Genomic DNA, 21,674 nt, shown 5'->3' on the forward strand with positions numbered 1-21,674 from the left:
TTTAATATGTTTTTTTTTATTTATAAGAACGTGACTGTACTTTTACAAAAGTAAAATTTAAATCTTCTTTATGCATAATTTCATCACTTATAGGATGATTATCCCTGTATTCCCATATAGAAACATATTTATAATGAACATCATCACGAAGAGCTTCTCCTTCTTTTGTTTGATACTCTTCACGAAAATGACTTCCACAAGATTCTTTTCTATTTAAAGCATCCATAGCCATTAATTCTCCTAATTCTAAAAAATCCGCTACACGTCCAGCTTTTTCTAATTCAGAGTTTAATCCATCATCAATATATCCGGGAACAAAAACATTTTTCCAAAATTCATATCGAAGTTCTTGTATATTTTTTATAGCTTTATATAACCCTACATGATTTCTACTCATTCCTACATATTTCCACATAATATTTCCAAGTTTTTTATGAAAGAAATCAGCAGGCATATTTCCATTATTTTGAATAAGTTTTTGAATTCTATTTTTTACATTTGTTTCTGATTTTTGAAAAGCTATATGTTTTGTAGATATTTTTTCTGTGATACATTTAGATAAGTAATCCGCTATAGTATATGGTAAAATAAAATAGCCATCAGCTAATCCCTGCATTAATGCAGAAGCTCCTAGTCGATTTGCTCCATGATCAGAAAAATTAGCTTCTCCTATAACATAACATCCAGGAATAGAAGTCATTAAATTATAATCAACCCATAAACCTCCCATTGTATAATGGACTGCTGGATAAATTTTCATAGGAGTTTTGTAAGGATCTTCATTGGTAATTTTTTCATACATATGAAATAAATTTCCATATTTAGATTCCATTATTTCTTTTCCTAATTTTTTTTTATCCAATGAATTGGATCGTTGAATTCCAAGTTCATTTGCTTTTTCTTTTCCATATTTTTCTATAGAAAAACTAAAATCTAAAAATACGCCTTCTTTGTTCTCATTATTTTCTATTCCAAATCCTTTATCACAACGTTCTTTCGCAGCTCTAGATGCAACATCTCTTGGAACAAGATTTCCAAACGAAGGATAGCGTCTTTCAAGATAATAATCTCTATTTTCTTCACTTATATCCTCAGGTTTTTTAGAACCATTTCGTAAGAATACAGCATCTTCTAATTTATTGGGAACCCATATTCTTCCATCATTTCTTAATGATTCAGACATTAATGTTAATTTAGATTGATAATTTCCATGTATAGGAATACAAGTGGGATGTATTTGAGTGTAACAAGGATTAGCAAAAAATCCTCCTTTTTTATGAACTTTCCATATAGCACTTGCATTAGATCCCATTGCATTGGTAGATAAAAAAAATATATTTCCGTACCCTCCTGAAGCTATAACTATAGCATGTGCTGCATGTTTTTCTATTTCTCCGGAAATTAGATTTCTTGCAATAATCCCTTTAGCAATCCCATCCACAGTTACTAAATCTAACATTTCATGACGATTATACATCTTTATTCTTCCTTTTCCGATTTGTCTAGCCATAGAAGAATAGCATGCTAATAAAAGCTGTTGTCCTGTTTGTCCCTTTGCATAAAAGGTTCTAGAAACTTTTGTTCCTCCAAAAGATCTGGTTTCCAAGTATCCTGCATAATCACGAGCAAATGGAACTCCTTGGGCTACACATTGATCTATGATGTTTGAAGAAATTTCTGCTAAACGATAAACATTTGCTTCCCTAGATCTATAATCTCCACCTTTAATTGTGTCATAAAATAATTGATAAATCGAATCGTTGTCTCCTTTATAATTTTTAGATGCATTAATTCCACCTTGTGCCGCTACAGAATGTGCTCTTCTTGGAGAATCTTGGTAACAAAAAGCTTTTACTCTATATCCTAATTCTGATAAAGAAGCGGCAGCTGCCCCTCCAGCAAGTCCTGTTCCAACAACAATAATTTCTATATTAGATCTGTTGTTAGGAGATACTAATTTTAAAGTAGATTTATAATCTATCCATTTATGAGTTAACGAACTGACTGGAATTTTCGAATGAAATTTAAAGGAATCTTTCATTAAAAAAAATATTAGTGATCATTAAAAAAAAACCAAATAGCAATAAGAGAAAAACCAGAACAAATCAACCATAAATATAAAAATCCAAATTTTTGGATCCAAAACCATCTTTTTTCATTGGATAAACCCAAAGATTGAAAAGAAGATTGAAATCCATGATTTAAATGAATGCCTAAAATAAAAAATGAAAATACATATATAAATGTATAAACAGGATTTTTGAATAAAGAAACAACTATATGATAATCAGAAATTGAATGAAAATGATTTGAATATTTCATGGGGATCATGAAATTGATAAGATGTAAAATTAAAAAACATAAAATTAAAATTCCTGTATATACCATTGTACGACTACTAAATGAACTAGTAGAATAAGAATTCACAGCATAATCAATTTCCCCCTTTCTTTTTTTATTTTCTAAATGTAGTTTAATTCCTAATAAAATATGAATTACAAAACCTATGGCAAGAACATATTCCATTATTCGAATAAATATATTTTGTCTCATAAAAAAAACAGCTTCGTTAAAAGCTTTTTCTCCTGAAAAAAGAAATAAATTTACACTCAAATGCAATAACAAAAAAATCATTAAAAAAACTCCTGTAGTCGCCATGACCACTTTCTTTCCAATAGAAGATTGAAGAAAATTGGAATGATTCACTGTAATTCACAATGTTTATTTAAGTAAATATAAAGAAGATATATGAAATATTTTTTTATATAACATCACCATTATTTTCTAATTTTTTTAAGAGTATTTACAAGTAAATCTATATCTTTTTTTTCATTAAAAATTCCAAAAGAAATTCTAATAGGCATTGTTTGTTTTAATAAATATTCATCTGTTATAGATTGAATTACATGAGATATTTTCTGATTCTTTCGATTGCAAGAACTTCCTTTAGAAACAGAAACTCCCATTAAATCTAAATGAAAATAAAACAAATGATCCGGTTTTATGGGATACAAAAAATTTAATATTGAGGGGATGCTTTTTTCAGGATGATATGATAATCCATTAAAAATGATATTGGGAATTATTTTTTTTAATTCTGAAATACAATAAGATTTTAAATCTTGTATTTTTTTTATATGACTTGTAAAATTACAAGAAGATAATCGTAAAGCTTCTGATAATCCAGCAATTCCATGTATGTTTTCCGTACCTGAACGAATTCCATATTCCTGAACTCCACCAGTCATAAAAGGTTTCATTTTTTTTAAAATATGATGTCTTACAAAAGCAAACCCAATTCCTTTTGGTCCATAAAATTTGTGTGCACTTGCAGTAGCAAAATCACAGGATAATTTTTCCATATTAATAGGAAGATTTCCTATCCCTTGTATAGTATCCGAATGAAAATAAGCATTATATTTTTGACATAAAAAAACTACTTGATCTACCTCTAACAAATTTCCAATCTCATTATTAGCATACATTAAACTAACAAGTGTTTTTTTATATATATTTTTTTTCAAAAATTTTTCCATGTTATTGAAATCTAATATTCCTTTTTTATTAATTGAAATAAAATCTACAGATATTTTGTATCTAATAGATAGATCTAAAATTGTTTGTAATACGGATAGATGTTCTAATTGTGAGGTTAGAATATGTTTGATACCTAAATCTAATACTGAAGATCTTAATACGAGATTATTGGCTTCAGTTCCTCCTGAAGTAAAAATAATCTCAGAAGGAGATGCTTTAATATTTTTTGCAATACAAATCCTAGATTCCTCTAAAATTGAACGAGTTTCTCTTCCATAACTGTGCTGTACAGAAGAAGGATTTCCTAATGAGGATTTTAATGTATTCATTATTACTTTCAAAACTTCATTTCTTATAGGAGTGGAAGCTGCGTTATCCAAATATGCTCGTTTCATTTACTATTAAAAATTTTTACATATACATACAAATATATAATGTATTCAATTTCCGTTTGTTAAAAATATATTTTAATAAAAAATCTCATTTTTAATTTTGTATATTTATCATAATTATATTGGGGAATATATTTTAAAGTCTTCATAAAAAAAAACTTTATAGCTTTTGTTAAATAAATATTTGTTGTTTTAATAATGTGATTAAAATGTCTATTTTATTTTTATTTAAATTGAGTGAATATGGAAATAAATGTTGGATTTTCGGTCCTAATGGGGTTTGTGATTGGAATTATTACATGTTATTTTTTTGGAAAAAAAACTATATTAAAAAAATATATCCAATTATTGAAAAAAGCTAATTTTCAATCAAAAAAAATCATAAACAATGCAGAAAAAGAAGGAGAATCCATAAAAAAAAAGAAAATGATTCAAGCAAAAGAGAAATTTATAGAACTTAAATCTAAACATGAAAAAGACGTTTATTTGAGAGAAAAAAAAATAATTGATATAGAAAACAAAACAAAAGAAAAAGAAAATAGATTGTCTAAAGAAATAGAGATTTATTTTAAAAAAAATAATCGTTTAGAATCACAAATACATGATTACGAAAAAAAATATAAAATTCTTAAAAAAAAACAAGAAGAATTTAAAAATATGCATTTACAACAAGTAGAATTACTTGAAAAAATATCGAATTTTTCTTCTGAAGAAGCTAAAAATGAATTAATTGAAATTCTGAAAGAAGAGGCAAAAATAAAAGCACAAACTCACATACAAAACATTATAGAAGAATCACAATTAACTGCAAAAATGTCGGCAAAAAAAATTGTAATTCAAGCAATTCAAAGAATTGGAACCGAACAAGCCGTAGAAAATGCTGTATCCGTTTTTAACATAGAATCAGATGATGTTAAAGGTCGTATAATCGGAAGAGAAGGAAGAAATATAAGAGCTCTAGAAAAAGCAACGGGAGTAGAAATTATTGTAGATGATACTCCAGAAGCCATTCTTTTATCTTGCTTTAACCCTATAAGAAGAGAAATAGCTAGATTATCTCTTCACAAATTAGTTATAGATGGACGTATACATCCAGCTAGAATCGAAGAAATAGTAGAAAAAACAGAAAGACAAATTGAAGAGGAGATTATAGAAGTAGGAAAAAAAAACATTATAGATTTAGGAATTCATAGAATTCATCCAGAATTAATCAGAATGATAGGAAGAATGAAATATCGTTCTTCTTATGGACAAAATCTTTTACAACATTCTCGTGAAGTTTCTCATTTATCAGGAATATTGGCCTCTGAATTGGGATTAAATTCAAAATTGGCAAAACGTGCTGGATTATTACATGATATAGGAAAAGTACCTGAAAACGAATCAGAACTACCTCATGCTATTTTAGGAATGCAGTGGGCAGAAAAATATGGAGAAAATATGGAAGTTTGTAATGCCATTGGTTCACATCATGATGAAATAGAAATGAAAGTACTATTGTCTCCCATAATACAAGTTTCAGATTCTATTAGTGGAGCCCGTCCTGGAGTAAGAAGAAATTCTTTTGAATCTTATTCAAAAAGGCTAAAAAATTTGGAGGATATAGCGTTGAGTTTTGATGGAGTTAATAAAGCTTTTGCCATACAAGCAGGAAGAGAATTACGTGTATTAGTTGAAAGTGATAAAATCGATGATAAAAAAGCTTTTCAATTATCTTGTGATATAACAGAAAAAATAAAAAACGAAATGACTTATCCTGGTCAAATTAAAGTAACAGTGATAAGAGAAACTCGAGCTGTACAAATAGCTAGATAAAAATTGATAAAAATTATGAAAGACTCTCCTATAACTTCTTTTATTAAAAAATACTTCCTTCATTTTAATGCTTTAACTTTATCAGAAGCCGCTAAAGCGTATAAATATCATATTCAAAATAATGGAAAAATGATGGTAACACTAGCCGGTGCAATGAGTACTGCTGAATTAGGAAAGATATTATCTGAAATGATCCGAAAAGATCAAATTCATATTATTTCTTGTACAGGAGCAAATTTGGAAGAAGATCTATTGAATTTGATAGCTCATTCTCATTATAAAAAGATACCTAACTATAGAGATTTAACTCCTGATGAGGAAAAAAATTTCTTAAAAAAAGGTTATTACAGAGTAACTGATACTTGTATTCCAGAAGAACAAGCTTTTAAAAAATTACAAAAACATATATTAAAAATATGGACAAGAGCGAAAGAAAAATCAGAACGTTATTTTCCTCATGAATACATTTATCAATTATTATTAGAAAATATTTTAAAACCCTATTACGACATAGATTCAGAAAACAGTTGGGTATTAGCTGCAGCAAAAAAAAATATTCCCTTAATAGTTCCAGGATGGGAAGATAGCACAATTGGAAATATTTTTGCCTCATATTGTATGAAAAAACTATTTCAACCTTTTCTTGTAAAGAACGGAATTGAATATATGATATTTTTAGCAAAATGGTATCAAAAAGAATCTATCAAACATAAAATAGGTTTTTTTCAAATTGGAGGAGGTATTTCAGGAGATTTTCCTATTTGTGTGGTTCCCATGTTATCTCAAGATATAGGATTTCATTCTACTCCGTTTTGGTCTTATTTTTGTCAAATTTCTGATTCAACAACCAGTTATGGATCTTATTCTGGAGCTATTCCCAACGAAAAAATAACTTGGGGAAAACTTGATAAAGATACTCCAAAATTTATCATTGAATCAGATGCTACTATAGTTGCTCCGCTTATTTTCGCATATATATTAAATATGTAATTTATTGATTAATAAAAAAAATATAAAATTGATGAAAAATTTATATGATCTTGTTGTTATTGGTTCTGGACCAGGAGGATATATTTCCGCTATCAGAGCAAGTCAATTGGGTCTTCGTACTGCTCTTATAGAGAAATATCAGGAACTAGGCGGAACATGTTTAAATGTAGGTTGTATTCCTTCTAAATCTCTTTTAGATTCTTCTAAATATTTTTCATTAGCTAAAAATAATTATTCTTCACATGGAATTTTTTTTGAAAAATTATTTTTTGATTTCCAAAAAATGATGGATAGAAAAAATGAGGTAGTAAAGAACATAAATAATGGAGTGAAATATTTAATGAAGAAAAACAAAATTGATTTGTATCAAGGAATCGGTTCATTTAAAACCAAAAATATTCTGTTTTTAAAAGATAGAAAATCATTGAAAGAAAAAAAAGAAATACAATTTCAATATTGTATCATATCTACAGGATCTAAACCTTTATGCTTATCTCATTTAAATTTTCATCTAGAAAATAGAATTCTTTCTTCTACAGAAGCTCTTCATTTAAAAGAAATTCCAAATCAATTAATCATAATTGGAGGAGGAATCATTGGATTAGAATTAGGTTCTATTTTTAATAGATTAGGAAGTAAAATTATCATCATAGAACCTATGGACAAAATCATATCAAATATGGATGATTCTTTAAGTCAGGAAATGCGAAAAATATTAGAAAAATCTTCTATTCAAATAGAAACCTCTTTATCTGTTTCCAATATTTTTAAAGAAAATCATGAAAAAATATCTGTTTTTGCAAAATATCATAATGGAAAAGAAGTGAAGTTTATAGGAGATTATTGTCTTTTATCAATAGGAAGAAGACCATATACAAAAAATTTAGGTTTAGAACATATAAATATTCAAACAAATAAAAAAGGATTCATACTTGTAAATGATGATTTACAAACTTCTGTAAAGAATATCTATGCAATAGGAGATGTTATAGGAGGAAAAATGTTAGCACATAAGGCTGAAGAAGAAGGATTATATGTAGTGGAACATATGGTGGGACAAAAACCAAATAAATTAAATTATGATTTAATCCCATCAATAATTTATACTTACCCTGAAGTAGCCAGTATTGGACGTTCAGAAAATGAAATTAAGAAAAATAAAATAGAATATAATATAGGAATTTTTCCTATGAAAATATTAGCTAGGGCTCGTACAAGTGGCTGTACAGATGGTTTTTTAAAAATGATTTCTCACAAAAAAACAGATGAAATATTAGGAGTCCATATCATTGGAGATCATGCTTCAGATATGATTATGGAAGCATCTGTAGCTATGGAATTCCGATCCTCTTCAGAAGATATATATAGAATATGTCACCCGCATCCTACTTTAAGTGAATCATTTAAAGAAGCCGCTTTATTAAATTTTGAAAATCGTTCTATACATATGTAAAGACTTTTAATGCCAAAAATTCCAAAATATAGTTTTCTTTCCTTTTTTTTTCAGAAAATTATTGGTTTTTTCAAAATGTTTAGATCCTAAAAAACCCATATGAGCAGAAAAAGGAGATGGATGTGAGGTTTTTAAAACGTAATGATCATGAAAAGAATTGATTAAAGGTATTTTTTTTTGAGCATACTTTCCCCATAAAAGAAAAACAATATTTTTTTTTCGATTGGAAATAGTTTGTATGATTTGATCTGTAAAAAGTTCCCATCCTATATTTCTATGAGACATAGGAAAACCTTTTCTGACTGTTAATATTGAATTTAATAATAACACTCCTTGCTTTGACCAATAAATTAAAGATCCACTCATAGGATAACAACTTGTTTTTTTTAAATTCAAACAATTATTCACTTCTGTAAAAATATTTTTTAATGAGGCAGGAATAGGTATTCCATTAGGAACAGAAAAACAAAGACCATCCGCTTGATTTTTTTCATGATAAGGATCTTGTCCTAGAATAACTACTTTTAATCTTTGAAAAGAACAATATTTTAAACAAAAAAATATATTTTTTTGTTTAGGAAAACAAATAAAACGATTATATTCAATTCTAAGAATTTTCAATAATTTTATAAAATAAGGTTTATGAAATTCATCTTTTAATAAAGAAATCCAATCAAAATTGATCTCTGATTTTTCTCCTAGTATCATCATAAAAATAAACTAAAGATTTCCATGCAAAAAATTCTTTTTTTGAATAAGCTCCCCTTTATTTTCATAATTTTTTGTATCTGGAATACAACATTGAACTGGACAAATTATAATACATTGAGGTCGATCATAAAAACCCACGCATTCTGTACATTTTTCCGGAACAATAAAATATATATCCTTTTTTTTGGGTTCTTGAAATATAGTTGGATCTAGATCTAATATTTTCTTCTTTTTCAAAGAAGTTCCATCTGACATTCTCCATTTTTTTCCTCCTTCATAAATTGCTTGATTAGGACACTCAGGTTCACAAGCTCCACAATTTATGCATTTTTCTGTAATTTTTATGGACATTGAACTTTAAAAAAAATTTAAATAATGATTAAAACTTTTGATAAATTAGGATCTTTTTTAAGGGAAGTTAAAAAATTTTATCCACATAACAAGTATTTATCCAAACATTATAAAAAGTTTTTTTTTTCTTTTCTAAAAATTATTAAAAAAATAACTATTGAAAATCAATGGTTTAGAATAGAGGATTTATTAATAACTTTTGATCAATGGGGAAAAACTCTTAAAAAAGAAAAGTTAGAATCTTGGATGAGTAAATATTATTTTCCAAAAAAAAAATATAAAAAAATTCTTGTTATTATGCCTGGAAATGTTCCAATGGTTGGATTTCATGATTTTTTGTGTGTGATTTTATCAGGACATAAAATCATAATTAAATTATCTGAAGAAGATAATTTATTACTTCCATTTTTATGTAAAATAATAATACATGAAAAACCCATGTTAAAAAATAAAATCAAATTTACAAATAACATTTTTTATGAAAAATTTGATTATGTAATAGCCACTGGAAATAATAATACATCTCGTTATTTTGAATATTATTTTAGAAAATATCCTGTTTTACTTAGAAAAAGTAGAACTTCTGTAGCTGTGTTACAAGGAAGGGAAACAGAAGAGGAATTAATTCTTTTGAATAAAGACATGTTAACTTATTCGGGAAGGGGATGTAGAAATGTAGGAAAAATATTTATCCCTCATGATTATAATGTTCATTGGATTTTAAAAAAATCATTTATATCCGAATATATTACAAAAAATTACAAGTATACAGACAATTATAAGTATTATCTCTCTATCTATACTATGAACAAAGTTAGCTTTCAAAAAAATCATTTCGTTCTTTTGAAAGAAGAAAAAAATTATCGTAGTCCAATATCTGTAGTTTATTATGAATTTTATAATAATTTAAATCAGTTAAAAAAAATAATTGTAGAAAACAGTAACGATATACAATGTATCGTTTCTAAAAATTTTTTAGAAAAAGAAACACTTTTCGGAAAAACACAATATCCAAAATTAGAAAACTATGCAGATGAAATAGACACAATTCAATTTTTAAATGGGTGATTTAATAAAAAGCTGATCTTTGTTATCCAGATTCATTTTTGTAGATATCATTCCTCCTATTTTAGGCGCTTCTAATCCACTTTTTAATACAATTTTGCATATAAAAATACGGCATTCATCCCAAATATCTTCTTTTATAAAATTTTCTAAAGTTTTTTTTCCTCCTTCCACTATTAAAGATAAAATTTTCTTTTTATGCAAACAATCCAATATTTGATGGATAATTTTTTTCTTAAAAGAAATTTGAATATATTCTATATTTTTTTGATTTTCTTTATTTTTATCTGTAAACACAATAGTATGTTGAGATCCATCCAAAATAAAATGAGAATTAGAAATACTTAATTTTTGATCAATAAAAATTCTAATCGGATTCTTACCAAACCATTTTCTAACATTTAGCTTTGGATTGTCATTTAATACAGTTTTTTTTCCTACCAAAATTCCATCTTCTTCCGACCTCCATTTATGATTTAGTTGTTTAGCATATATTCCACTAATCCAATTGGATTTTTTTTTTTCTGAATATATAAAACCATCATTACTTTGTGCCCATTTTAATATAATATAAGGACGTTTTTTTTCATGAAAAGTAAAAAAACGCTTATTTAAAATTCTACATTGATCTATTAATACATTTTCTATAACTTCAACACCATATTTTTTTAATTTTTTTATTCCTAACCCTTTCACTTTTTCACAAGGATCTTGTATTCCCACTATTACTCTTGGAATATTTTTTCTAATTATCAAATCGACACAAGGAGGAGTTTCTCCAAAATGAACACATGGTTCCAATGTAACATATAGAGTGCAATCAAAAAATAAGTATTTATTTTTTATATTATTAATAGCTATAAACTCGGCATGATACATTTCATTTTTATAATGATATCCTTCTGATAAAACAATTCCATTTCTTTCTATCACACATCCAACCATAGGATTTGGAGATGTAAATCCTAATCCGTTTTTAGCTAATTGTATAGCTCTTTTCATAAAAATTTCTTTATATTTCATCAATTTTATATTTTTTTCCATATTTTCCAAGATTCCTCAGCTTGAAAATAAAACATTTCTAACCCGTTTTGGATTAAAGCCCCCTTTTTTTCTGCCTTTTTTAGAAACAAAGATTTATTGGGATTATAAACTAGGTCATAAAAATAATGTTCGGAGGAAACATATTGATAAGGTAAAAATGGACATGAATTTATATTAGGATATGTTCCTATAGGAGTACAATTAATGATAATTTTGTATTCATTCAATAAATTTTGATTTATATCTTCATAAACTAGAAACCCACTATTTTTTTTCCTAGAAATATATTGATATGGAATTTTTAATTTTTCTAAAACAAATGAAATGGTTTTAGAAACCCCTCCAGTTCCTAAGATTAATGCTTTAAAATTTGTTTTATTTTTAAATTGTTTAAATTTTTTTTTAAAAGAACACTCAAAACCTAAAACATCTGTATTAAAACCAATTCTACATTTATTCGTAATTTTTACTACATTCACAGATCCTATAGATTTTGCTTCAGGCATAATTTGAGTAAGGAAAGGAATAATACTTGTTTTATAAGGTATAGTCACATTACATCCTTTCAAATAAGGATTTTGAAAGATCAACGATACATCTTCTATTTTTGAAATATCGAAAATTTCGTAATCTGCATTGAAAATAGATTCCTGTTTGAATTTTTCAAGAAAAAATTTTCTAGAAAAAGAATATTTAATATTTTTTCCTATCAGACCATAAATTCTTTTCTTTTCATGTTTCATAATAAAAAAATATGAAGTCTATTCTTCTCTTTTCGATTTCATATGTTCTCTATATTTCGCTTTCAATATTTCAATCCTTCTTCCTTCAGAAGGTTTTATATATTGTTGCCTTTCTCTAAACTCTTTTAAAAGACGAGTTTTATCAAATTTTTTTTTACATTTTTTTAAAGCTTTATCAATTGATTCTCCTTCTCTAACAGTAGTAATTAAGATCATAAAAACTTAATAAATAATTCTTGTGGACACTATCGGATTTGAACCGATGACCTCTACTCTGTCAAAGTAGCGCTCTAAACCTACTGAGCTAAATGTCCTTTAAAATCAACAAAATTAAGTATTTTTTGATATATAATGGATTTATAATTTATATTATGTCCTGCAATATTCTAAAAAAATCTATAAAATATTTAAAAGGATTGAGTTTAAAGAAAGCTTCTTTATTCAATACTGAATTAAACCTTTATACATATGAGGATTTACTTTTTTTTTATCCTAAAGGATATAGGCATTTATCCGCAATAAAAAACATATCAGAATTATCCAATCATGATAATGATTTTGTACAAATATTAGGTATAATCACTAAGATTGAAGAAAGAAACTATAAAAATAAAAAAGGAAAAATGTTAATAGCACATTTTGAAGACAAAACAGGTTATATAGAGTTAGTTTGGTTTCAAAAAAAAAATATTTTAAAAAATATAATCAAAAATATTACAGTCATAGTTTTTGGAAAAGTTAAATATTTTCAAAATAAAATTCAAATTATTCATCCAAACATTAAAAAATTCCATTCTTCAGTAAAAAATTTTTCTATATTTCCTGTATATCCTATTCCTAAGAATTTAAAAGAAAAAGGAATAAATAATTTTTTTATGACTAATTTATTACAAAATCTTATAGAAGAGTTAAAAGATGACATAAATGAATTTTTTTTTCAAGATTTGATGAATAATAAATTAATGTCAAGAAAAAAAGCTTTAATTCAAATTCATTTTCCAGAATCTTTAGATTCCTTATTACAAGCGCAATATTCTTTAAAATTTGAAGAGTTATTCCTATTAAAACTATTTTTTTTATCTAAAAAAGAATTAGCACATAGTTGTCCTTTTACAAAATTAGGTAAGAATTTTCATAATTTTTACAAAAATTTTTTACCTTTTACTTTAACAGAAGAACAAAAAAAAGTATTTAAGGAAATATGGAATGATTTGAAAAAACCCACTCAAATGAATCGATTATTACAAGGAGAAGTAGGATGTGGAAAAACCATCATAGCCATGTTATCAATGCTTGTCGCTTTAGATAACGGATTTCAATCTTGTTTGATGGCTCCTACTGAAGTTTTAGCCATACAACATTATTATTCTATAAAAAAAATGTTTTCTAAAATTGGAATTAAAATAGCATTATTAACAAGTTCTATTCCTGATTCTATACGAAAATCTCTCTATCATGAAATCTTAACAGGAGAAATCTCTATTATAATAGGAACACATTCTTTAATTCAGGATAAAGTTCAATTTCAAAATCTTGGATTGGCAATAATAGATGAAGAACAACGTTTTGGAGTAGAACAGAGAGAAAAAATTTGGAAAAAAAATGAAAAAATTCCTCATATTTTAATTATGACAGCGACTCCTATTCCTAGGACATTAGCAATGATTATTTATCATGATTTAAATATTTCTATCATCAAAAAATTGCCTTTAGGAAGAATACCTATTAAAACTATTCATTTTTGGAATAAAAATAGAAATCAAGCTTTTAAAATTGTGAAAAACCAAATCTCAATAGGAAGACAAATTTATATTATATACCCCACTATAAATACTTCTTTGAAATATAAAAATTTAATGAGAGGATACCAGGAAATTAGAGAAAAATTTAAAAATTTGAAAAATCAAATTGGAATTTTACATGGTGAAATGAATTTTCAAGAAAAAAATATACAAATGAATCGATTTTTACGTGGTAAAACAAAAATTCTAATAGCAACTACGGTTATAGAAGTAGGAGTAGACGTTCCTAACGCTTCAGTGATTTTAATAGAAAATGCAGATCTTTTCGGTTTATCTCAATTACATCAATTAAGAGGAAGAGTAGGAAGAGGGATACACCAAAGTTATTGCATTCTTCTTACGGATAAGAAAATTAGTGTAGAAGGTGGTTTTAGAATCAAAAAAATGTGTGAAACAAATAAAGGATTAGAAATAGCTAAAGAAGATCTGAAATTACGTGGTGGTGGAGACTTAATAGGAACTAAACAAAGTGGAAAAAATTATTTTCGTATAGTAAATTTGATAAAAGATTATAAATTAATAAAAGAAGTTTTTCCAATTGCTAAAATGTTTTTTCAAAAAAATCCTAATTTTTTAAATGATACAAAAAATATTTTTTATGAATACTATAAAAAAATAAATGAAAAGATTGTAAATAAGTAAATACATGAATTCTCTGAATAGCTCTCAACGAAAAATTATAGAAACGATTAATGGTCCCATATTAGTTCTTGCTGGAGCAGGATCAGGAAAAACTCGTGTGATTACACACCGCATTGTTCATATGATTCAAAATATAGGAATATATCCTTCTAATATATTGGCTTTAACTTTTACCAAAAAAGCTGCTAAAGAAATGAAAAATCGTATTTATAACATGATGATGAATCAAACAGATTCTGATCAAATCACACTGGGAACTTTTCATTCTATATTTTCCAATATTCTAAGAAAAGAATCTCATTGGTTGGGATTTAAGTCTAATTATACTATTTATGATCATAAAGATTCAGAAAATGTCATAAAACAAATATTCAAAGATCTAAATATAGATATATCTTTGAATTATAAAGAGATCAAAAGAAAAATATCTGAATACAAAAATAATTTATATGGTTTCTTCTATAAAAGAAAATTAATAAATCAAAAATTGGAAGAACCTATTACTAAAATTTATGAATCTTATACAAAACGTTGTTTTCAAGCAAACGCATTAGATTTTGATGATATATTACTTTATACTAATTATTTATTTTTTTATTTTCCAAACGTGTTGAAAAAATATCAACAAAAATTTAAATACATATTAATTGATGAATACCAAGATACCAATTTATCTCAAAATACTGTTATAAAAAATTTAGTTTCTCAACATAAAAATCTTTTTGTAGTAGGAGATGACGCTCAAAGCATTTATGGGTTTCGTGGAGCTCATCTTTCAAATATTTTAAATTTTCATCTTGATTATAAAAATGCTAAAATCTTTCGTCTTGAACAAAACTATCGTTCTACTAACTATATCGTGCAAGCTTCTAACAATATTATTTCTTTTAATAAAAAGAAAATTTTCAAAAAAATATGGACAAATAATGAAGAAGGAGAAAAAATAAAAATATATTGTGCTTCTTCTGAACGAGAAGAAGCACAATATATTGCTTGTTCTATTCTTTCAATAAAAAGAAAAAAAAATTTACAATTTGAAAACTTTGCTATTCTTTACAGAGCAAAGATACAATCACATATTATAGAATATTCACTCAAAAAAAAAAATATACCATATCATATATATGGATCCATTTCGTTTGAAAAACGAAAAGAAATTCGAGATTTTTTAGCTTATCTTAGAGTGATTGTGAATCCAAATGATGAAGAATCTTTATTACGTATTATAAAAAAAAGAAATCAAAAGATAGTAAAAAACATATTGAGTTTATCTCAAAAAAAAGGAATTACAGTTTATAACATAATACAAAATATAGAAAATTATAAATCGTTATTAAAAATAAATAATAGAACAAAAAATAACTTTATAAATTTAATTTTTACAATCGAAAAGTTACGTGTTAATGTAGAAAAAGACAATGCATATGTCATAGCAAAAAATGTGATAAGTTTTTTGACAAAACAAAACTATTATAAAAATGAAGATTTTCAATCTATACTTGATAATATATTTCAATATGTTAAAGAACAAGAAGAATTAAAAAATCATGGAGATACAAGTTTATTTGGTTTTTTACGATGTTTTTATTTGGAAATACATGAAGATATTAATCATAAAGAAAATGAAAAAAATAAAGTTTCATTAATGACAATTCATTTATCCAAAGGATTAGAATTTTCCATTGTTTTTATTGCAGGATTAGAAGAAAATTTGTTTCCATCAAAATCCAGTCTTTTAACCCCGTTAAAAATAGAAGAAGAACGTCGTTTATTTTATGTTGCTTTAACTCGAGCTCAAAAAAAAGCAGTACTCACTTATGCGAAACATAGATTTATATGGGGGGAAAAAAAAGAAAATAACCCTAGTCGTTTTATTCACGAAATGAATAAAAATTTCATTGATATAGAAAATCATCATAAACATATATTAGAAAAAAAAAAAATTCATTCTTTGAATCATTTTCATCATGTGAATCATAATAAAAAAAATTATGAAAATTCTAAATATTTAAAAATGAAAAAAGGAGTCAAAGTTTTTCACAAGAATTTTGGATTAGGAATCATTGTAGAATTGCAAAATCACAATCAAATAGCTTTAATAAAATTTCAACAATCAGGAAAAAAAAGAATTTTTCTAAAATTGGATAAACTTGTTATTTACTCATAACAACAATTTATGAATGATTCAAAAAAAATTAAATTAAATTTCTATTTTCAGAAAATAATTTGTTTTGTAGCGATTATTTTATTTATCGTAAAATTAATTACTTGGCATATTACTTCTTCACTTTCTATATTTAGTGATGCTATGGAAAGTTTGATTAATATCATTAGTGGTTTTATCGGATTATGTAGCCTTTATATATCATCTTTGCCTAAAGATCAAAATCATCCATATGGACACGGTAAAATAGAATTTATATCAACAGCTATAGAAGGGTTTTTAATTTCTATAGTAGGAACTACTATTTTTATAAATACTTTTATACGTATTAAATATTATCATATGCATGGAGTCCTTTTATCAAGATTAGATTATGGTATTTTCTTAATGTCCTTTACTGGAATGATTAATTATTTTTTAGGATTATTAGCCTGCAAGATAGGGCATAAAAATGGAGCTTTAACATTAATAGCTAGTGGAAAACATCTTCAAATCGATACTTATTCTACTTTTGGTATAGTTGTAGGACTTATTTTATTGAATATCACTAAATGTATATGGATTGATCCTATTATTTCTATTATTTTTTCATCCTTAATATTATATACAGGATTTAAATTATTAAGAAATGCTACAGCTGGAATTATGGATGAATCTGATAAAAAACTTTTAAGAAAATTATCTTTTTATCTCAATAAAAATAGAGATGATCATTGGATCGATCTTCATCATTTAAAAATTATTAAATATGGTAGTGCATTGCATATCGATTGTCATTTAACTGTTCCATGGTTTTTTAATATAAAAAAAGCGAATCAAGAAGTGAAAAAATTAACTCAACTAACTAAAAATAAATTTGGATTTAAAGTAGAATTATCGGTTCACGTTGAAGCTTGTTCTAATAATCATTGTATATTTTGTTTTAATCATTCTTGTAAAGAAAGAAAAAACCTTTTTCAAAAAAAAATTCTTTGGACTTTAGATAAAACATCTTATTATAACAACAAACAATACTAAACTTTAAAATAGATAGATATTATGATGGAATACAACACTAATCGTTTTAAATTGGTGATACCAGAATATGGTAGAAATATTCATAAAATGATAGAATACGCCATACAAATAAAAAACAGAAAAAAAAGAAATCGTTGTGCATGGGGTATTATTAAATTAATGACGGGATCCATTCATCCTAAATTTCAAAAGTCAATTCCTTATTTTCAACATAAATTATGGAATCAACTATTTATCATGTCTAAATATCAATTAGATATTGATACTCCTTTTCCTAAACCAAATACAAAAGAAACCTACAAAATGAGTTTTTGTAATAAAAAAGTAGTATACCCTAAATATTTAACTAATTTTAGATATTATGGTAAAATCATAAGAAACATGATCCATGCAGCAATACGTTGTAGAGATACGCAAAAAAAAGAAGGATTATTTTATGCTATTGCTAATACAATGAAAAAAAACTATCTAAGATGGAATAAAAGTATGGTGGAAGATGACGTCATATTTAAAGACTTAAAAGAACTTTCAAAAGGAAAAATATGTTTAATGAAAAATACAGATTCATTATTACAATGTTCTCATATTTTGAAATATAAAAAAAAAGAAAAATACTAAACAATAAAACATGATTTTGGAATGAGTATTTTTCAAATAAAAGGAGGATTTCCTTTAAAAGGAGAAATTCACCCACAAGGTGCTAAAAATGAATCTTTGCAGGTATTATGTGCCGTGTTATTAACTTCAGAAAAATTGAGAATTAAAAATATTCCAGAAATAGGAGATGTTAAATGTTTAATGCAAATTCTTAAAAATTTAGGAGTTTTAGTAAAAAAAAATGGAATGGGAGATTATACTTTTCAAGCAAAAAATATAAATACTGAATATTTAAATACAAAAAAATTCCGAGAGTATGGAAAATCTATCAGAGGATCAATTATGATTGCAGGTCCTTTACTTTCCAGATTTGGAAAAGTTTGTATTCCAATACCTGGAGGAGATAGGATAGGAAGACGACGTTTAGACGCTCATTTAACAGGATTAAAATTGTTAGGAAGTAGGATTTATTATCATAATGAATATAAATATTTTGACTTACAGATTCATAAAAAGAGTTTGACTGGAGAATATATTTTAATGGAAGAAGCTTCTATTACAGGAACGGCTAATATCATTATGGCTGCCACTTTAGCTAAAGGAAAAACTACAATTTTTAATGCGGCTTGTGAACCTTATATTCAACAATTATGCAAATTATTAAATAAAATGGGAGCCAAAATTAAAGGAATAGGATCTAATTTAATTAATATAATTGGAGTCAAAGAATTAGGAGGATGTGAACACACTATATTACCTGATATGGTAGAAATAGGTAGTTGGATCGGTTTGGCTGCTATTACTTGTTCTGAAATAAAAATTAAAAATGTAAGTTGGAAAAATTTAGGAATTGTTCCTAACACATTTCAGAAAATGGGGATAAAGTTAGAAAAGGTTCAAGATGACATTTATATTCCATCTCAAAAATCTTATCAAATTAAAAAATCATTAAATAATGCAATATTAACAATATCTGATGCTCCATGGCCTGGATTAACTCCAGATCTATTAAGTATTTTAACTGTAGTAGCTACTCAAGCTAAAGGTAGTGTTTTGATTCATCAGAAAATGTTCGAAAGCAGACTATTTTTCGTAGACAAACTTATTGAAATGGGAGCTCAAATCATATTATGTGATCCTCATAGAGCTACTGTTATAGGACTAAATCATCAATCTCCTCTTAGAGGATCTATATTAAATTCTCCAGATATAAGAGCAGGAATCTCTCTTCTTATAGCAGCTCTTTCTGCTAAAGGAACCAGTATTATTAAAAATATAGAACAAATAGATAGAGGATATGAAAATATAGACGAAAGATTACGTATTTTAGGGGCAAATATTATAAGAATAACATGACAAATTTTTAATTTGTCAATCCTAAAAAATAAGGATATACTATTTTTTCAAAAAAAAGTATATGCACAATTTTTACTTTCTTTTTTCACAAAAAATGTGAAAAAAACCTACCATACAAAAATTTGTAATTTTAATTAAATCAAAATGTAATATCTTTTATTGAATATTTACAAACAAAAAATGAGATATTTTTTGTTATGTATGAAACATATGTTGTGTTTATTTCAAAATCATATAACTTTATGATATCATCTAAATAGATAAATTGAATGAAAAAGATCAGAAAAAAATTGAAAAATTATGGAAAAATTTGAATATATAACTAAAGAAGGATTAGAAAAATTACAAAAAGAAATCGAAAGATTGGAAAATATAGAACGGCCGAAAATATCCATGCAAATAGCGGAAGCTAGAGATAAAGGAGATTTATCAGAAAATGCAGAATATGATGCAATAAAAGAAGCTCAAGGTTTTTTAGAAATGAATATAGCTAAGTTAAAAAAAAAACTATCCAACTCACGGATCATAGATGGATCAAAAATCAATAGAACTAGAGTTTCTATTCTTTCCACAGTAAGAGTCAAAAATTTAACCTACGGAGGAGAACAAATATATACCTTAGTTCCAGAGGGAGAAGCAGATTTAAAATCAGGAAAAATATCGATAAATACTCCTATATCAACAGGATTACTTGGAAAACAAGTGGGAGAAATAGCCCATATTAAATTACCTAATAAAATGATACTTAATTATGAAATTTTAGAAATAGCATTTAATGAATAATAAGAATATATTTCAAAAAATAATTCATAATGAAATTTTAGCTTATAAAGTAGCAGAAAATTCTGATCATTTAGCTTTTTTAGATATTTATCCTATAAAAATAGGACATACTTTGGTAATACCAAAAAAAAGTAATAGAGATAAAATTTTTTCTTTATCGGAAAAAGAATTTATCTCTATTATGTTTTTTACAAGAAAAATAGCTATTGGTATAGAAAAAATCATTCCTTGCAATCGTGTAGGTATATTTGTTATGGGGTTTGAAATTCCTCATGTTCATATTCATTTAATTCCTATGGACAAAGAAAGTGATGGAAATTTTTCCAAAAAAAGAATGGTTTTATCTTCAAAAAATTTTGAAGTTTTATCAGAAAAAATAAAAAAATCTATTCAAAATATGTAAACGAAGATTTACATTATTGATATTCAATTTAATGATTCCAATGAAATAAGATTTTTAATCCTTTCATAGTATGTAGTTTATCTGTTATATGAATTTGTTTTGTTAAAGGGGTATATATGTGAGAAAAACCTCCGGTAGCAATAACAAAACAATTTGTTTTCAATTCTTGATTAACCCGATTTATCAATCCTTCAACCATGCTTAAATATCCATATATGATTCCACTTTGAATACATGTTTCTGTGTACTGTCCTAATATACTAGGAGGTTTTTTTAATTTTATGTTTTTTGATAATTGAGCTGTATTTCCAATCAATGCATTTAAAGAACTATTGACTCCAGGAGCTATAATAACACCTTGAAGGTGTCCATATTTATCGATACAGGTAAAACTTAATGCAGTCCCAAAATCTACTACCAAATAAGTGGTATTTTGATTTTTGTATAATGTATATGCGGCTATAGCATTAGCATATAAATCGGTTCCTAATTGATGAGAATAATGTTTTATAGGAGAATAAGAGTTTCTATCTACGATAATAGGTTTTATTTTATGTATTTCATATAAAGATTGTTTCACAATATTTGTAAGAGAAGGAACTACTGATCCAATGACAATATTTTGTATAAATTTGGAAAAAATACCATATTGGTGATATCTATTTCTAAATAGAAAAATATATTCATCTAGTGATCTATGTGGGATACTATTGATAATCCAAGAACAATTACATTTTAAATTATAATTATTATCAAATATTCCAAAACGAAGACTGGAATTTCCAATATTTATTATTAATAACATGATT

At 25.9% G+C, this 21,674-nt stretch carries 20 protein-coding genes and 1 tRNA gene; 11 read left to right on the forward strand and 10 right to left on the reverse strand.

Annotation, left to right across the window (positions count from 1 at the left end; genetic code table 11):
- Positions 1-16: 16 nt before the first annotated feature.
- The 3 genes from H0H57_RS02415 to H0H57_RS02425 all read right to left on the reverse strand — a co-directional run bounded on the left by H0H57_RS02415 (position 17) and on the right by H0H57_RS02425 (position 3,932).
- Complete coding sequence (locus H0H57_RS02415) at positions 17-2,041, reverse strand: fumarate reductase/succinate dehydrogenase flavoprotein subunit (protein WP_185863704.1); 2,025 nt, start codon at positions 2,039-2,041, stop codon at positions 17-19.
- A gap of 11 nt (positions 2,042-2,052) precedes the next feature.
- Positions 2,053-2,706, reverse strand: coding sequence for a succinate dehydrogenase cytochrome b subunit (locus tag H0H57_RS02420; RefSeq protein WP_185863705.1), 654 nt, complete (start codon positions 2,704-2,706; stop codon positions 2,053-2,055).
- Positions 2,707-2,777: 71 nt separating this feature from the next.
- Positions 2,778-3,932: a cysteine desulfurase family protein gene (locus H0H57_RS02425; RefSeq protein WP_185863706.1), complete on the reverse strand. Its 1,155-nt coding sequence runs from the start codon at positions 3,930-3,932 to the stop codon at positions 2,778-2,780.
- Positions 3,933-4,172: 240 nt separating this feature from the next.
- Here H0H57_RS02425 and rny point away from each other — a divergent pair, with 240 nt between their 5' ends.
- From rny to lpdA, 3 genes are read left to right on the forward strand one after another with little or no spacing between them, the layout of a single operon-like run.
- Positions 4,173-5,744 carry a ribonuclease Y gene (rny, locus tag H0H57_RS02430; RefSeq protein WP_185863707.1) on the forward strand — a complete coding sequence of 524 codons (1,572 nt, stop codon included), beginning with the start codon at positions 4,173-4,175 and terminating at the stop codon, positions 5,742-5,744.
- 15 nt (positions 5,745-5,759) lie between these two features.
- Positions 5,760-6,734, forward strand: coding sequence for a deoxyhypusine synthase family protein (locus tag H0H57_RS02435; protein WP_185863708.1), 975 nt, complete (start codon positions 5,760-5,762; stop codon positions 6,732-6,734).
- Between the two features lie 31 nt (positions 6,735-6,765).
- Positions 6,766-8,187 (forward strand): dihydrolipoyl dehydrogenase, encoded by a 1,422-nt coding sequence (gene lpdA / locus H0H57_RS02440; RefSeq protein ID WP_185863709.1) that lies wholly within the window; start codon positions 6,766-6,768, stop codon positions 8,185-8,187.
- A 6-nt stretch (positions 8,188-8,193) separates the two neighbouring features.
- On the opposite strand, the gene ung is transcribed toward lpdA, so the two are convergent.
- Entirely contained in the window at positions 8,194-8,898 is a 705-nt protein-coding gene (gene ung, locus H0H57_RS02445) for a uracil-DNA glycosylase (protein WP_238784306.1), read from the reverse strand.
- Between the two features lie 9 nt (positions 8,899-8,907).
- A complete protein-coding gene (locus H0H57_RS02450; protein WP_185863710.1) occupies positions 8,908-9,249 on the reverse strand; it encodes a 4Fe-4S dicluster domain-containing protein in 342 nt (113 codons plus the stop codon).
- Positions 9,250-9,273: 24 nt separating this feature from the next.
- On the opposite strand from H0H57_RS02450, the gene H0H57_RS02455 reads away from it, so the two are divergent.
- The gene (locus H0H57_RS02455) at positions 9,274-10,317 is read left to right on the forward strand and encodes an acyl-CoA reductase (protein ID WP_185863711.1); all 1,044 of its coding nucleotides are present in this window, start codon (positions 9,274-9,276) and stop codon (positions 10,315-10,317) included.
- Here H0H57_RS02455 and ribD read toward each other — a convergent pair.
- The 4 genes from ribD to H0H57_RS02475 all read right to left on the reverse strand — a co-directional run bounded on the left by ribD (position 10,306) and on the right by H0H57_RS02475 (position 12,415).
- Positions 10,306-11,337, reverse strand: coding sequence for a bifunctional diaminohydroxyphosphoribosylaminopyrimidine deaminase/5-amino-6-(5-phosphoribosylamino)uracil reductase RibD (gene ribD / locus H0H57_RS02460; RefSeq protein ID WP_185864097.1), 1,032 nt, complete (start codon positions 11,335-11,337; stop codon positions 10,306-10,308). The two genes, H0H57_RS02455 and ribD, sit on opposite strands and share 12 nt — an antisense overlap.
- Positions 11,338-11,342: 5 nt before the next feature.
- On the reverse strand, positions 11,343-12,101 hold the full coding sequence (locus tag H0H57_RS02465) for a shikimate dehydrogenase family protein (protein ID WP_185863712.1): 759 nt from the start codon (positions 12,099-12,101) through the stop codon (positions 11,343-11,345).
- A gap of 18 nt (positions 12,102-12,119) precedes the next feature.
- Positions 12,120-12,317: a 30S ribosomal protein S21 gene (rpsU, locus tag H0H57_RS02470; protein ID WP_185863713.1), complete on the reverse strand. Its 198-nt coding sequence runs from the start codon at positions 12,315-12,317 to the stop codon at positions 12,120-12,122.
- Between the two features lie 23 nt (positions 12,318-12,340).
- Positions 12,341-12,415: transfer RNA gene (locus H0H57_RS02475), tRNA-Val, on the reverse strand.
- 57 nt (positions 12,416-12,472) lie between these two features.
- Between H0H57_RS02475 and recG the strand changes: the two genes are divergently transcribed.
- From recG to H0H57_RS02510, 7 genes are all read left to right on the forward strand, one after another.
- Complete coding sequence (recG, locus tag H0H57_RS02480; RefSeq protein WP_185863714.1) at positions 12,473-14,545, forward strand: ATP-dependent DNA helicase RecG; 2,073 nt, start codon at positions 12,473-12,475, stop codon at positions 14,543-14,545.
- Between the two features lie 4 nt (positions 14,546-14,549).
- Positions 14,550-16,712 carry an ATP-dependent helicase gene (locus tag H0H57_RS02485; RefSeq protein WP_185863715.1) on the forward strand — a complete coding sequence of 721 codons (2,163 nt, stop codon included), beginning with the start codon at positions 14,550-14,552 and terminating at the stop codon, positions 16,710-16,712.
- 9 nt (positions 16,713-16,721) lie between these two features.
- A complete protein-coding gene (locus H0H57_RS02490; RefSeq protein WP_185863716.1) occupies positions 16,722-17,726 on the forward strand; it encodes a cation diffusion facilitator family transporter in 1,005 nt (334 codons plus the stop codon).
- A gap of 24 nt (positions 17,727-17,750) precedes the next feature.
- Complete coding sequence (locus tag H0H57_RS02495; RefSeq protein WP_185864098.1) at positions 17,751-18,344, forward strand: DUF4290 domain-containing protein; 594 nt, start codon at positions 17,751-17,753, stop codon at positions 18,342-18,344.
- A 21-nt stretch (positions 18,345-18,365) separates the two neighbouring features.
- A complete protein-coding gene (murA, locus tag H0H57_RS02500; protein WP_185863717.1) occupies positions 18,366-19,679 on the forward strand; it encodes a UDP-N-acetylglucosamine 1-carboxyvinyltransferase in 1,314 nt (437 codons plus the stop codon).
- Positions 19,680-19,979: 300 nt separating this feature from the next.
- Entirely contained in the window at positions 19,980-20,462 is a 483-nt protein-coding gene (gene greA / locus H0H57_RS02505; protein WP_185863718.1) for a transcription elongation factor GreA, read from the forward strand.
- Positions 20,455-20,865, forward strand: coding sequence for an HIT family protein (locus H0H57_RS02510; RefSeq protein ID WP_185863719.1), 411 nt, complete (start codon positions 20,455-20,457; stop codon positions 20,863-20,865). Before greA ends, H0H57_RS02510 begins: the two co-directional genes overlap by 8 nt.
- A gap of 28 nt (positions 20,866-20,893) precedes the next feature.
- Here the strand turns inward: H0H57_RS02510 and H0H57_RS02515 are convergent, their stop codons facing one another.
- Positions 20,894-21,670 carry a type III pantothenate kinase gene (locus tag H0H57_RS02515; protein WP_185863720.1) on the reverse strand — a complete coding sequence of 259 codons (777 nt, stop codon included), beginning with the start codon at positions 21,668-21,670 and terminating at the stop codon, positions 20,894-20,896.
- Positions 21,671-21,674 lie beyond the last annotated feature (4 nt).

It is taken from the genome of Blattabacterium cuenoti (genome assembly GCF_014251755.1).
GTDB lineage: Bacteria > Bacteroidota > Bacteroidia > Flavobacteriales > Blattabacteriaceae > Blattabacterium > Blattabacterium cuenoti_AN.